The following is a 13,355-nucleotide window of genomic DNA, read 5'->3' on the forward strand; positions in this document are numbered from 1 at the left end:
TGTTATTTGTAATATGTTCTAATTTGTATGTGACTTGTATGATACTAAATATTAAATTTTGTACTTTCGTTGATACAATTTTTCAAAAATTTTATCTTTCGAAAATACAGGAAAGGAGAATACCATGAATATAGTTGTGGCAATAGATTCCTTAAAGGGAAGTCTTACTTCTTTGGAAGCCGGAGGCGCAATTAAGCAAGGAATTGAAAAAGTTTATCCTAATGCGGGCGTTACCATAAGACCGTTGGCCGACGGCGGCGAGGGAACAGTTGAAGCATTGACGCTGGGAATGGGCGGAAGACTGGAAAATGTTCTTGTTACGGGTCCTCTCGGTAAACCGGTAAATGCCGTATACGGTATTTTGGAGCCGTTGACTTCAAATGATAAAAAAACAGCCATTATTGAAATGTCTGCAGCGGCAGGAATTACCTTAGTCGATGAAAAAGACAGAAATCCACTGAATACCACTACTTACGGTGTGGGTGAAATTATAAAAGATGCCATTTTCAAAGGATGCAGACATTTTATTGTGGGTATCGGCGGCAGTGCCACCAATGACGGCGGTATAGGAATGCTTCAAGCGCTCGGATACGGTTTTCATAATAAAAACGGTATGCCTGTTTTATTCGGTGCAAACGGATTAAAAGAGCTCAAAAGCATTACGGAAGAAGAAGTTATTCCGGAACTTAAAGAGTGTACGTTTCGTATCGCATGCGATGTAAATAACACTCTTTGCGGTGCATTGGGATGCAGCGCCGTTTTCGGTCCTCAAAAGGGAGCTACTCCGACAATGATAATGCGTATGGACAGATGGCTGTCAAATTACGCAGCTCTCTGTAAGGAAAAATATCCCAATGCGGATAAGGACTTTCCGGGAACAGGTGCCGCAGGCGGTCTGGGCTTTGCATTTCTGACATTTACCAACGCCGTATTGGAATCAGGTATTAAAATAGTGCTTGAAGAAACAAGGCTTGAAGAATATATAAAAGATGCCGATATAGTAATAACAGGCGAAGGCAGACTCGACAGCCAGACAGCCATGGGAAAAGCCCCTATAGGCGTTGCCGAAATTGCAAAAAAACACAACAAAAAAGTCCTGGCGTTTTCGGGTTCGGTCTCCGAAGATTCGTATTTATGCAACGAGAACGGAATTGATGCATTTTTCCCTATTCTCAGAAATATTGTTACTCTTCAGGAAGCAATGGATCACGATAATGCCGAAAAAAATATGATTGCAACCGTTGAACAGGTATTTAGAACTATTAAGACCTTTTCTTAATAGAAAGGAGAATGTATGGATTACACATTTTCTACCGCCGGAGCACTTATCGGACTCGGAATTTCAATTTTTCTTATAATCCGTAAGGTTCATCCGGCATACAGTCTCATTGCCGGCGCTCTTATCGGCGGACTTATCGGCAGCGGAGATCTTGTACAGACAGTAAGCACGATGGTCAGCGGTGCATCAAGTATGATGTCGTCAGTACTTCGTATTCTTACATCAGGTATTCTCGCCGGCGCCCTTATTAAAACGGGATCTGCCGAAAAAATAGCCGAAGCAATAGTAAATAAATTGGGACAAAAGCGCGCTATAATCGCTCTTTCGATCTCAACTATGATCATATGTGCCGTAGGCGTATTTATTGATATTGCAGTTATTACGGTTGCTCCTATAGCAATCGCAATAGGCAAGAAAGCAAAGCTTTCAAAACCGGGTATTCTTCTTGCCATGATCGGCGGAGGCAAGGCCGGCAACATTATATCGCCTAACCCTAACACCATTGCGGCTGCCGAAGGTTTCGGTGTTGACATGACATCGCTTATGATTCAGAACATTGTACCTGCAATTTGTGCGGTTGTGGTTACAATATTGATTTCAAATGTTCTGTCTAAAAAGGGAGTTGCGGCATTTGAGGGCGTTGAAGAAGATTCAGCCGTATCTAAAGACCTTCCGAACTTCTTTACCGCAATACTCGGTCCTTTAGCTGTAATCATATTACTTGCATTAAGACCTATTTTCGGAATCACGGTGGATCCTTTGATTGCACTTCCGATAGGCGGATTTGTAACCATACTTGTTACGGGAAATGCAAGACATACGGTTTCATTTACGGAATTCGGTATCAGTAAAGTTATAGGCGTATCCATTCTTTTGATCGGTACGGGTACAATCGCGGGTATTATTAAGGCTTCCGCACTTCAGTTCGATCTTATAAATATCCTTAACTTTATGAATATGCCTGCATTCCTGCTTGCTCCTCTTTCAGGTATTCTTATGGCGGGTGCTACCGCTTCCACAACCGCAGGTTCAACGATTGCGGCACAGACATTTGCCACACCTCTTATTGACGCAGGTGTACCGGCAATATCTGCCGCAGCAATGACACATGCAGGCGCAACAGTTATCGACTCGCTTCCGCACGGTTCATTTTTCCACGCAACAGGCGGTTCGGTGTTTATGGAAATCAAGGAAAGAATGAAACTCATTCCTTACGAAGCAATTATCGGTCTTACAAGCACCGTGGCTTCAGTGATTATTTATCTTATTTTCGGATAAGTAAATAAAATCATATCGTAATACTAAAACATATAATTAAAACCAAACTAAAACAATTATAACAAACAGATAAAATTAATCATAAAACAGTAAAACAAACAAATATAATTAATCATAAAACAGTAAAACTAAACATAAAACAATAAAACATAACTGAAACATGTTTCTCCGATTAACACGGAAATATTGCAAAACAAAAACATTAAACACTTAATATTAATTTTCTAAATAAAACTGCCGAGAAGAAATCAAAATTTCTTCTCGGCAGTTTTTGAATTTACTTCATATAGACCTTTTTATTATTCAATATATGTAAAGGATCGAGAGCATCCTTTATCCCGTTCATCATTTCTATATTTGCCGGATTGCTTCCTTTTAAAAAATATCTCTGTTTGCTTATGCCTATTCCGTGTTCTCCCGATGTTAAACCGCCAAGCTCATAGGCCTTGGAATAGAGAATATCCATATTTTCGTGAAGTTCCCTGTCCCATGTTTCCTCATCCCTGTCTTCTCTTAAAACACAAAGATGAACATTGCCGTCGCCGGCATGTCCGAAGCCAATCATCTTCATTTTAGTTTCGGCAGATAACTTATTAACAAACGCCATTATATCCGTGATTTTGTTAATAGGAACAACAATGTCTACGGGTTCCTGTTTTGATACCGCATCAACGGCTTTAACGAGACATCCGCGTACTTTCCATATGTCCTCAAGGAGCTTAGGATCATCGAGAATAATATAGTCCATTGCTCCGTGTTCAAGAGTGATATTTTTAACCTTTTCGGCGTTCTCCCTTACGGAAGATTCATTTCCGTCAAATGTCAATATAATATATGAACCGGCTTCCGGACACGGATATTTTAAATTACAGAACTTTTCACCGAGTTCTATAACATTTCTCTCCACAAATTCAACTGCGGTAGGATCCGTATTAGACTTTAATATTCTAAGAACATTGCTTATTCCGTCTTCAAGATTCTTAAAAGGAACAAGCACCGAAAGGCTGTATACAGGTGCAGGCACCAATTTCAAAATGCACTTTGTAATGATACCCAGCGTTCCCTCTGAGCCGATAAATAAATGCTTAAGAGATAAACCGCTCGCATCCTTTACATTCTTGCTTCCTAAAGTAAGAACCGTTCCGTCGGCTTTAACAACTTCAAGTCCCCTTACGTAATCTCTGGTAACTCCGTATTTAACAGCCCTCATGCCGCCGGCATTTGTTGCGATATTGCCGCCGATTGACGACGCTTTTTCACCCGGATCCGGAGGATAAAACAGACCCGTATTTCCGTTTTTAAGATATTCCTGAAAATCACACAACAATATTCCCGCTTCCACGGTTGCAGTCATGGTCTCTTCATCAATTTCGATAATTTTATTCATCTTTGACATATCCACTATGATTCCCTTATCCAACGGAACCGTGGAACCTACAAGGTTTGTACCGGCTCCTCTCGGTGTAACGGGTATCCTGTTATCATGCGCAAACTTTAAGATACCGCTTACCTCTTCGGTTGTTATCGGGAATACAAGGGCGTCGGCTTCGGTTCTGAATCTTCCGAATGTGTCCGATAAATATTCCTCCGGTATACTGTCTCCGAAAAAAATTCTGTTTTCATCTGTAATTATATTTTTTAATTCATTTATATCCATAGACTGTCTCCGTTTTGCTTATGCACTAAATCCCTGCCGTATTAAAACGACAGGGATTTGTAATGTATGGTAATTTTTGTATCCTGTTAGACGGTCAACTTATTATTTGTTAAATAAATCCTTATCCCAGCCTACTTTGATGAAGTATCCGCCGAACTTGTCATTAAATACCTTTTCAGTATCTTCTGTCTGGAATGCCTTAATAACCTTCTCGTATGCTTCTTTCTTCTTTGGATCCTGTAAATCACTTGTACGTGCCGCAACTAAGTTCCAGTATTTTTCTTCATTTAATGATGTGTCTTTGAAGATTGCTTCATCTGTTTTTAAACCGAAGTCAAGCGCATAGTTACCGTTGATGATAGCTGCGGTTACGTCATTAAGTGTAGAAGGAATTGTATTTGCCTTTAATTCCTTAATTGTGATCTTCTTGTTGTATGTTTCAATGTCGTCTAATGTAGGGCTGAAGTTTGCATTGTCCTTAAGCTTGATAAGGCCTGCGGATGCAAGTACCTTTAACGCTCTTCCGCCGTTGGTTAAGTCATCAGGGATTGCTATTGTATCTCCGTCTTTAATCTCGTCAACTGACTTAACTTTATTTGAATAAAGGTTAAGAGGAATAATAAATGTATAACCTACAGGCTCTATTGAGTAGTTATACTGCTGAATTTCCGTATCGAGATAGATGTGATGCTGGAATGCATTTAAGTCGATATCTCCGCTGTTAAGCGCATTGTTAGGAGTTACATAATCGGAAAACTGAACAAATTCAAGATTAACGCCTTCATCCTTAAGCTTCTCCTGAGCAGGCTTCCAAAGATCCTCATAAATAGCGCCTACAACTCCGAGTTTTACAGTAACCGTATCTGCCTTTTCAGCGCTTCCGTTTCCGCTTGCACCTGCTCCGCATCCCGCAAATGTAACGCCTGCCGCAGCAACAATTCCACCTATAGCTAATGCCTTTTTAAATCCCATTTTAAATACCTCCAAAACAAACTGATTATAATGTTAATGCTAATTCAAAATTTTCTCTCATCGTTTTACACGATGCATCGAACTGTTTCTGTTCTTCTTCATTCAGATCAAGCGGTATTATGTCGGCGATACCGTTGCGGTTAATTACCGCCGGCACACTGGCATAAACCCCTGTCTGCCCGTATTCTCCGTTGAGTTTAACGGATACGGGAAGTATCTTATTCTCATCACCGAATACGGCTCTTACAACCTCCGCAATGGAAGCTCCTATGCCGAATTCCGTATAACCCTTTCCGTGTAAGATTGTCCATCCGCCGGCTCTTCCCAAATCCGCCAGTTTCCGAAGATCTAACTTACCGTAAGTATCAGGTCTCTCCTCCATGAGTTTAAAGAGAGGTTTTCCGGCAATCGTAACCGTTGACCACGGAACCATCTGACTCTCTCCGTGCTCTCCGAGAGCATAGGCAATTATTGATTTTTGATTAATTCCTATTTCATTTGCAATCGCTCTTTTTAACCTTGCGGAATCAAGAGTTGTACTTGTTGAGAATATCTTTTTTTCATCCCAGCCGAGTTCATGCTGAAGATAATGCGTCACAACATCTGCAGGATTGGATATGTTAAGTATCAGACCGTCGTAACTTGTCGATTTGATATTTTTGACAATATCTTTCATTATTGCAACCGTTTTAGATAACGTATCCATTCTGGTTTCGCCTGTTGTGGGATCCGGAAGCGGACCTGCCGAAACAATTACAAGGCTGGCATCTTCAAGATCCGAATAATCTCCCGCCTTTACCGTTGCCCCCTTTTGAAGGTACAGTGTACAATCATATAAATCTAATGCCTGTGCCTCCGCCTTTTTTTCGTCAACATCGATGTATACTATTTCTTCCACCAGGTTCTGTGAAATGAGCGAATATCCGGCATGTGATCCCACATGACCCGCACCGATGATTACGACCTTTCTGTTAGTGTTTCCGTTGTTCATCCTTTCTCCTTCCGTTTCTGTGATTCATATATTAACATTCAATAAAAATATATTCCAATACAGTATATATATCACCCGTTATAGCTTCAAACTATATATGTTCTTAAAAATAAGAACATATATATAATAGTATTAAAACATAAAAAATGTCCGTACAATACGGATTTTTCTCCGTATTATACAGACATTTTTAATTATATAAACAATTTTTGAAATTCCAAAAATCAGTGTTTGTTTTTCTTTACGACAATATTACCGATGATCTGAATAATACTTACAAGTATAAATACGGCAATAACCGTTACCCAGGTTACATCCATCATATTTCTGTCGTGACCGTATCTGATGGCGAAGTCACCGAGGCCTCCCGAACCTACGGCTCCCGCCATGGCGGTGAGTCCCACAAGGCTTATCATTGTAATGGTTGTTCCTCTTGCAATGGCACCTATTCCTTCGCGAAGATATACTCTGAATATTATTCCCATTTTGCTGATTCCCATTGAAGTTGCCGCCTCAATCATTCCCTTGTCCGTCTCGGCGAGAGCGGATTCAATCTGACGTGACAAGAAAGGAACAGTTCCCACAATAAGAGGGATAATTGCACCTTCAACATTAATGGCTGTTCCCATGATTGCTCTTGAAATAGGAATCAACCATGTAAGAAGAATAACAAAAGGAATCGATCTGAAGAAGTTGATTACCTTATCAAGTATCTGATATACAACTCTGTTCTGCATTATTCCGCCCGGTTTAGTCACCGTAAGCATAACGCCGAACAGCATTCCGAGTCCGAAAGAAATGGATCCGGACCATACTACCATTATTATGGTATCCCAAATTGCCTGTACAAATGTTGGAAATCTTTCGACAACATTAGGCATAATATTATTTAGGAAGTCTTGCATCTTTAATTACCTCCACTCCGACATTTTTATCTCTAAGATAATCAAGCGCCGCCTCAATGCTATCCGGTTCACCGCTCATTATTGCAACGGTTCCGCCTATAGGCGCATCCTGAATTATTTCTATATTGGCAAATATAATATTTAAAATAACACCGTATTTTTCAGTCATACTTGAAATCAAAGGTTCTGAAATATTTTTTTCAATATATGACAGTCTTACTATCAGTTCTCCCGGTTTAAGTTTCACAACCGGAGAATCTTCATTTACAAGATCCTCTATCTTTCTTAAGTTGGATGTTGTCTTAATAAAGTTCTGGGTAAGCTTTTCTTTTGGATTGGCAAATATTGAGAATACATCGCCTTCCTCAACAACTTTTCCCTTTTCCATTACGGCTACTCTGTTGCATATTTCCTTTACCACCGCCATCTCATGAGTGATGACAACAATTGTAATTCCCAGTTCTTTATTAAGGTTCTTGAGCAAATCAAGTATGGATTTTGTTGTCTGAGGGTCAAGAGCACTTGTAGCCTCATCACACAATAAAATATCAGGATCATTGGCAAGGGCTCTTGCAATGGCAACTCTCTGCTTCTGTCCTCCCGATAACTGACTCGGATATGCATTTTCCTTTTCTGAAATCCCCACAAGGTCAAGAAGCTTTCTTACCTTAACCTTTATCTCTTCCTTTGATAATCCGCTTCCCTGAAGAGGAAATGCCACATTTCCGAATATTGTTCTTGAGGGAAAAAGATTAAAATGCTGAAATATCATTCCGATTTTCTTCCTTGATTCCCTGAGTTCTCTGTCCGAAAGCTTTGTGAGGTCTTTACCGTCAACTTCAACGGTGCCGGAAGTAGGTCTTTCAAGAAGATTTATGCATCTTACAAGAGTAGATTTTCCGGCTCCGGAGAATCCGATAATTCCAAATATATCTCCGTCATTGATTGTAAGAGTTACGTCGTTTACGGCATGTACCTCTTTTTTGTTATCATCAATGAATGTTTTACATATATGCTTTAAGTAAATCACTTAATTAATTCCTCCTTTTTGTATTTGAATATATTAACATATATAATTTCCTATTTGATATACCATATAAATATCACGAGTTATAGCAAAAAGCTATACCATTGCTTATTATCCATAATTGTCTTATATGACAATTATTAATCGTTAATTTAATGGTATAATAATAAAACCATATTGCGGAAAGGAAGTAATGACATAATGATTAATAAGAACAGATTGATATCACTCTTTACGGAACTCGTTTCAATAGATAATCCGTCAAGACACGAAAAGGAAATGTGTGAGCGAATAAAAAAAGAATTGGACGACCTGAATATTTCATACGATGAAGACAATGCGGGTGAACTTATCGGAGGCAATGCCGGCAATCTCTATGCATATGTGGATGGGGATTTAAACGCAAAACCGATTATTCTTTCAGCCCATATGGACTCTGTCGATCCTGCGGTAGGCAAGAAAGCGGTGGTTCATCCCGACGGGCTTATAACATCAGAAGGCGACACCGTACTTGGCGCCGATGATTTGTCGGGAGTTGCTTCCATACTGGAAGCCGTAAGAGCCGTAAGAGAATCCGGCAAGCCTCACAGACCCTTTGAATTATTATTTGACGTAGGCGAAGAAATATATTGTCAGGGAATTAAAAAATTCGATTTCAGTAGATTAAAATCCGATGAAGCGTATGTATTCGATCTTACCGAAAGTATAGGAACGGCAGCTGTTCAGGCTGCATGTATCATTGCATTTGAAGCACATATAATCGGAAGAGCCGCACATGCTGCATTTAATCCGAATGACGGTATACATGCAATTAAAACAGCCTCCGAAGCCATAAGCCGATGCAAGCTGGGAAAAGTCGGCGATACAACAATCAACATCGGATTAATATCCGGCGGTACGGCAACAAATGTTGTTCCGGAAGAATGTATTATAAAAGGTGAAGCAAGAAGCTTTCAAAATGAACTTGCCCTTGAACAGATTGAGCTTGTAAGAAAAGAAATAGAAAAAGCATGCCGTGACAACGGAGCTGAATTTACATTTAACATAGATATTCTTTTTTCAGCCGTTAATACACCTAAGGATGACATTACAGTTAAAAGATTTGAAAATGCATGTAAGGAAAATAATTTACCCGTAAATCTTATTTCCACTTACGGCGGAAGCGATAATAATTACTTTACGGAAAAAGACGTTAAGGGAATAGTTATCGCATGCGGAATGAGCACGGTTCATTCATGCAAAGAAACTTCTCATGTAAATGATTTGGAAAATACCGCAAAAATTATAGAATCTCTGCTGCTGTCCGACATTTAATATTTGCCGATCGATTTTTATTTACGAATATACAAAAACCCCATTATGTGTTTTACGTTATTATCGATAATTGACGTGATAATAATAAAACAATAACGGGGTTTTTATTATATTTAGAATAATTCCGGATATCTTTTTTTATTTCTGTTTCTCATTATCAACAAGAAAACAATGGTAATTGCGGCACATACCGGAAGTGATATCCATATGCTTCTCGTAAATCCGAGAATAATGTATCCGATTGCGGATATAACGGCTACCGTCATAACATAAGGCATCTGAGTGTTTACATGATTGATATGATTACATTTTGCACCTGCCGAAGCCATAATTGTGGTATCGGATATAGGTGAACAGTGATCTCCGCAAACGGCACCTGCCATACATGCGGACATGGCAATAATCATAAGGTTAGGATCCGTTTCCTGGAAAGAAGCAACCACAATCGGAATGAGAATTCCGAATGTTCCCCAGCTCGTACCCGTTGCAAAAGCAAGGCATACGGCAATAATAAATATTATAACAGGGAGGAAGTTTACAAGTCCCGAAGCGGAACCGCTTATTATGGAAGCCACAAATTCTTTAGCTCCCAAACTGTCAGTCATGGCCTTTATAGACCACGCAAATGTAAGAATAAGTATCGGAGGAATCATGGATGCAAATCCCTTCGGTACGCAATCCATAAATTCCTTAAATGAAATTACTCTTCTTGCCATGTAATATCCAAGGGTAATCAGAAGTGCAAATATCGAACCGACTCCGAGACCTACGGAAGCATCGCTGGCTGAAAATGCCGTGATAAAGTCACTTCCTTCAAATAATCCGCCGCTCCAAAGCATTCCGACAACACAGCATCCTATTAATGCAAATATCGGTACAAGCATATCGGAGATACCGCCCTTTGACGAAATCTCTTCTTCCTTTTCATCATAATCTCTGTCTTCAGTAGTATAGAGATCTCCGTTTTTAATTGCGTTTAATTCATGGCGAAGCATTGAACCATAATCGGCCTTAAGCGCCACCACCATGAACATAAACAGGATTGTAAGAAGAGCGTATAAATTATATGGAATTGTACTCACAAACAATGATATACCGCTTTCTTCTCCGGGTACAAATCCCGAAACCGCCGCTGCCCATGATGAAATAGGAGCAATAATACACACAGGAGCCGCCGTTGCATCAATCAGATAAGATAACTTCGATCTTGATACTTTATGGGAATCCGTTACCGGTCTCATAACGCTGCCTACCGTAAGGCAGTTAAAATAGTCATCAATAAATATGAGAATTCCCAGTCCGATGGTGGAAATCTGCGCGCCTTTTCTTCCCTTTATTTTTTTAAGTGCCCACTTACCGAACGCCGCCGAACCGCCGGCTCTGTTCATCAGCGATACTATAATTCCCAGAACAACAAGGAACACCAAGATACCTACATTGTAGGGATCCGAAAGAACGGCTACTATACCTTCCGAATATACGTGGGTGATCATTCCCTGGAAATTAAAACCTGCATACAGCAAACCGCCCACCACAACTCCGACAAACAGAGAACTGTATACTTCCTTTGTAATAAGAGCCAGACCTATAGCCACTATCGGAGGAACTAATGCCCAGAAAGTATTTTTCACCGTATCCGAATTGGTTGTAAGAGCCGCAATAATCATCAGAACAATTATGGCTGCTATTGCAATGGCTCCTCCTATTGCCCTGCTCTTTTTACTTTTCTTTTCAAGGGTTTCACTTTCGTTGAGAGCTTCTTCGTAAGCACTGTTGAATTCGCTGTCAACGCTGCCCTTTTTTTCTTCGTTTTCCGTATTACTTAAACTCAAATGTACTCTCCTTTAACGTAATTAACAGTCAAATGGCACGCCATGACAAACAAAAGTTACAACACATAACAATTAGAACCATTTTAATATATTTTTAATTTTTTTACAAAGAAATTTTATATTCACTGAAATACTCTTTCTATTCTCTTTATTACGTCATCAATTTTTTCCGGATCGATGCCTGCATAATTGATAACTAGTGTCATACTTTTTTCGGATTCTTTTTTATCTTTTATATAATCCGCATATGTCATTATATGAAGATCGTTTTCAAGGCTCTTTTTATTAATTTCTTCTTCAGACATAGGCGTTTTTACTCTCAGGAGAAAATGGGTTCCGGAATTATATTCTATGATCTCCGAAATTTTCCCGATTGACGATTCTTTAATTGCGTTAATAATCTGAACTCTTAATTTCTTATAATAATTCTTTATTCTGTTAATATGTCTTTCAAAATATCCGCCCGAAATAAATCTTGCAAGAGCATATTGTTCGAAACTTGATACGGTACATGAATAAAAACTCATGGTTTCCTTGTATCTTTCAAGTATATTAACCGGCAAAACCATGTAACTTATTCTCAATGACGGTACCATGGTTTTTGAAAATGTGTTCATATATATAACTTTATTATTTCTGTCTTCAGTATATATGGGAGCTATATACTTTCCTCTGTATCTGAATTCGCTGTCATAATCATCTTCTATTATATATCTGTTGTCGGATTCATCTGCCCATTCCATGAGTTCAAGCCTTCTTTTGATTGGCATGACTATGCCGGTCGGAAAGTGATTGGACGGCGATACATGAACAATGTCCGTGGCACTTTTCTTTAATGCATCCACAATCAGTCCGCTCTCGTCTATCGGAATAAAGTTATACGGGTTACCGTAAGCTTTGCAAATGGTTGATAATTTATCGAAACTTGATTCCTCGAATCCGAATGTGCTTTTTCTTCCGAACAGTTGAATAAGCCTACTGTAGAGATACTCGGTTCCGGCTCCTATTATTATCTGTGAAGGCGAAACCGACATACCTCTGTTTTTATGAAGATAATCCGCTATCGCCTCTCTTAATTCAAATATTCCGTTATATGGGATGGTTTTAAACAACGTGTCGCTGTTGTCATACAGAGCCTGTCTGAGCATCTGATTCCATATTGAAACGGGAAATAATTTAAGACTTATTCTGTTCGCCTTAAAATCCGCAAAAAATTCATGTTCCGGCTCTTCTTTTGCCATAACGGCTTTTTCCTGTGTCCTTTTGATATATTCATCCGGTAATTCCTGGACGAAATATCCGACTCTCTCCTTTGCCACAATATAGCCTTCCGTAAGAAGCTGCTCATACGCGTTGGCAACCGTAATAAGACCTATACTTAAGTGATTGGCAAGAGTCCTCTTTGAGGGGAGCTGCTCATTGCTCTTTATCTTGCCTGAGATTATGTCATCTCTGATGCATTGATATAAATAATCATATTTTGGAAGTTTGCCTGATTTGTTCAAATCATAAGTGAGCATTTATTAATAACCTTTCTAAACCTGTTTTAATTAATGTTTATATACGTTCCCTGATAATGTAACCGTATCGTGATAAAATGACAAATAGAGGCCGCAAGCCTCTATTAATAAATATTAATATTTATAATGTCATTGATATTGCCTTTTTCCCGAGTTAACACGAAATTCAATTCTGCAATTAGGACATTTGACCTGTAGAAGGCCTTTTCCCTTCGGAATTCTTATCTTCTGTGAACAATTCGGACATTTAACAACTTTATTTATTTTTTTGTCATTATGTATATCTTTTCTGTTGTTTAAATTCCTTTTTACTCCGCTGATAAGATTTAAATATGCCTGATTTTCCGTGTGTCTTGCGGAAATGTTTCTTGAAAGAGCTCTGAAGTACGCATAAGCAAACAAAACAATTGCGATTATACTTAATACTAATCCAAAAATATCATAATGAAATATTCTCAATGCGATTGATGCGGAAAGAATTATTAAGCCTGCTATGCTTAAAAATCTTGACAGCGAATCAAATCCGTTCCTCCCATTGTTATATCCATTAGTATTATATCTCATAATATTATCCTCTTAC

The 13,355-nt window shown here is 39.0% G+C and carries 11 protein-coding genes; 3 read left to right on the top strand and 8 right to left on the bottom strand.

All coding sequences use genetic code 11. The annotated features are described in order from the left end of the window. Nucleotides 1-124 precede the first annotated feature (124 nt). Together ACYQ1N_RS01790 and ACYQ1N_RS01795 are read left to right on the top strand one after the other, a co-directional pair. Entirely contained in the window at nucleotides 125-1,279 is a 1,155-nt protein-coding gene (locus ACYQ1N_RS01790) for a glycerate kinase family protein (RefSeq protein ID WP_459832024.1), read from the top strand. 15 nt (nucleotides 1,280-1,294) lie between these two features. Beyond that, nucleotides 1,295-2,557, top strand: a complete 1,263-nt coding sequence (locus ACYQ1N_RS01795) for a GntP family permease (protein WP_459832027.1) — start codon at nucleotides 1,295-1,297, stop codon at nucleotides 2,555-2,557. A 277-nt stretch (nucleotides 2,558-2,834) separates the two neighbouring features. On the opposite strand, the gene ACYQ1N_RS01800 is transcribed toward ACYQ1N_RS01795, so the two are convergent. The 5 genes from ACYQ1N_RS01800 to ACYQ1N_RS01820 all read right to left on the bottom strand — a co-directional run bounded on the left by ACYQ1N_RS01800 (nucleotide 2,835) and on the right by ACYQ1N_RS01820 (nucleotide 8,112). Continuing rightward, nucleotides 2,835-4,214 carry an FAD-binding oxidoreductase gene (locus ACYQ1N_RS01800; protein WP_459832030.1) on the bottom strand — a complete coding sequence of 460 codons (1,380 nt, stop codon included), beginning with the start codon at nucleotides 4,212-4,214 and terminating at the stop codon, nucleotides 2,835-2,837. A 102-nt stretch (nucleotides 4,215-4,316) separates the two neighbouring features. Further along, nucleotides 4,317-5,186 carry a MetQ/NlpA family ABC transporter substrate-binding protein gene (locus ACYQ1N_RS01805; protein WP_459832032.1) on the bottom strand — a complete coding sequence of 290 codons (870 nt, stop codon included), beginning with the start codon at nucleotides 5,184-5,186 and terminating at the stop codon, nucleotides 4,317-4,319. 25 nt (nucleotides 5,187-5,211) lie between these two features. Further along, the gene (locus ACYQ1N_RS01810; protein WP_459832035.1) at nucleotides 5,212-6,177 is read right to left on the bottom strand and encodes an L-lactate dehydrogenase; all 966 of its coding nucleotides are present in this window, start codon (nucleotides 6,175-6,177) and stop codon (nucleotides 5,212-5,214) included. Nucleotides 6,178-6,401: 224 nt separating this feature from the next. After that, nucleotides 6,402-7,082, bottom strand: a complete 681-nt coding sequence (locus ACYQ1N_RS01815; RefSeq protein WP_459832038.1) for a methionine ABC transporter permease — start codon at nucleotides 7,080-7,082, stop codon at nucleotides 6,402-6,404. Beyond that, nucleotides 7,063-8,112 carry a methionine ABC transporter ATP-binding protein gene (locus ACYQ1N_RS01820; protein WP_459832041.1) on the bottom strand — a complete coding sequence of 350 codons (1,050 nt, stop codon included), beginning with the start codon at nucleotides 8,110-8,112 and terminating at the stop codon, nucleotides 7,063-7,065. The genes ACYQ1N_RS01815 and ACYQ1N_RS01820 overlap by 20 nt, the downstream gene beginning before the upstream one ends. 198 nt (nucleotides 8,113-8,310) lie before the next feature. On the opposite strand from ACYQ1N_RS01820, the gene ACYQ1N_RS01825 reads away from it, so the two are divergent. After that, nucleotides 8,311-9,423, top strand: coding sequence for a M20/M25/M40 family metallo-hydrolase (locus tag ACYQ1N_RS01825; RefSeq protein ID WP_459832043.1), 1,113 nt, complete (start codon nucleotides 8,311-8,313; stop codon nucleotides 9,421-9,423). Between the two features lie 113 nt (nucleotides 9,424-9,536). Here ACYQ1N_RS01825 and ACYQ1N_RS01830 read toward each other — a convergent pair whose 3' ends face one another. The 3 genes from ACYQ1N_RS01830 to ACYQ1N_RS01840 form a co-directional block, all read right to left on the bottom strand. Then, nucleotides 9,537-11,090, bottom strand: coding sequence for a Na+/H+ antiporter NhaC family protein (locus tag ACYQ1N_RS01830; protein ID WP_459832136.1), 1,554 nt, complete (start codon nucleotides 11,088-11,090; stop codon nucleotides 9,537-9,539). A gap of 287 nt (nucleotides 11,091-11,377) precedes the next feature. Continuing rightward, on the bottom strand, nucleotides 11,378-12,775 hold the full coding sequence (pdxR, locus tag ACYQ1N_RS01835; RefSeq protein ID WP_459832045.1) for a MocR-like pyridoxine biosynthesis transcription factor PdxR: 1,398 nt from the start codon (nucleotides 12,773-12,775) through the stop codon (nucleotides 11,378-11,380). 129 nt (nucleotides 12,776-12,904) lie between these two features. Beyond that, nucleotides 12,905-13,339 carry a hypothetical protein gene (locus ACYQ1N_RS01840; RefSeq protein ID WP_459832048.1) on the bottom strand — a complete coding sequence of 145 codons (435 nt, stop codon included), beginning with the start codon at nucleotides 13,337-13,339 and terminating at the stop codon, nucleotides 12,905-12,907. Nucleotides 13,340-13,355: the final 16 nt, after the last annotated feature.

The sequence above is a fragment of the Howardella ureilytica genome (genome assembly GCF_054657495.1).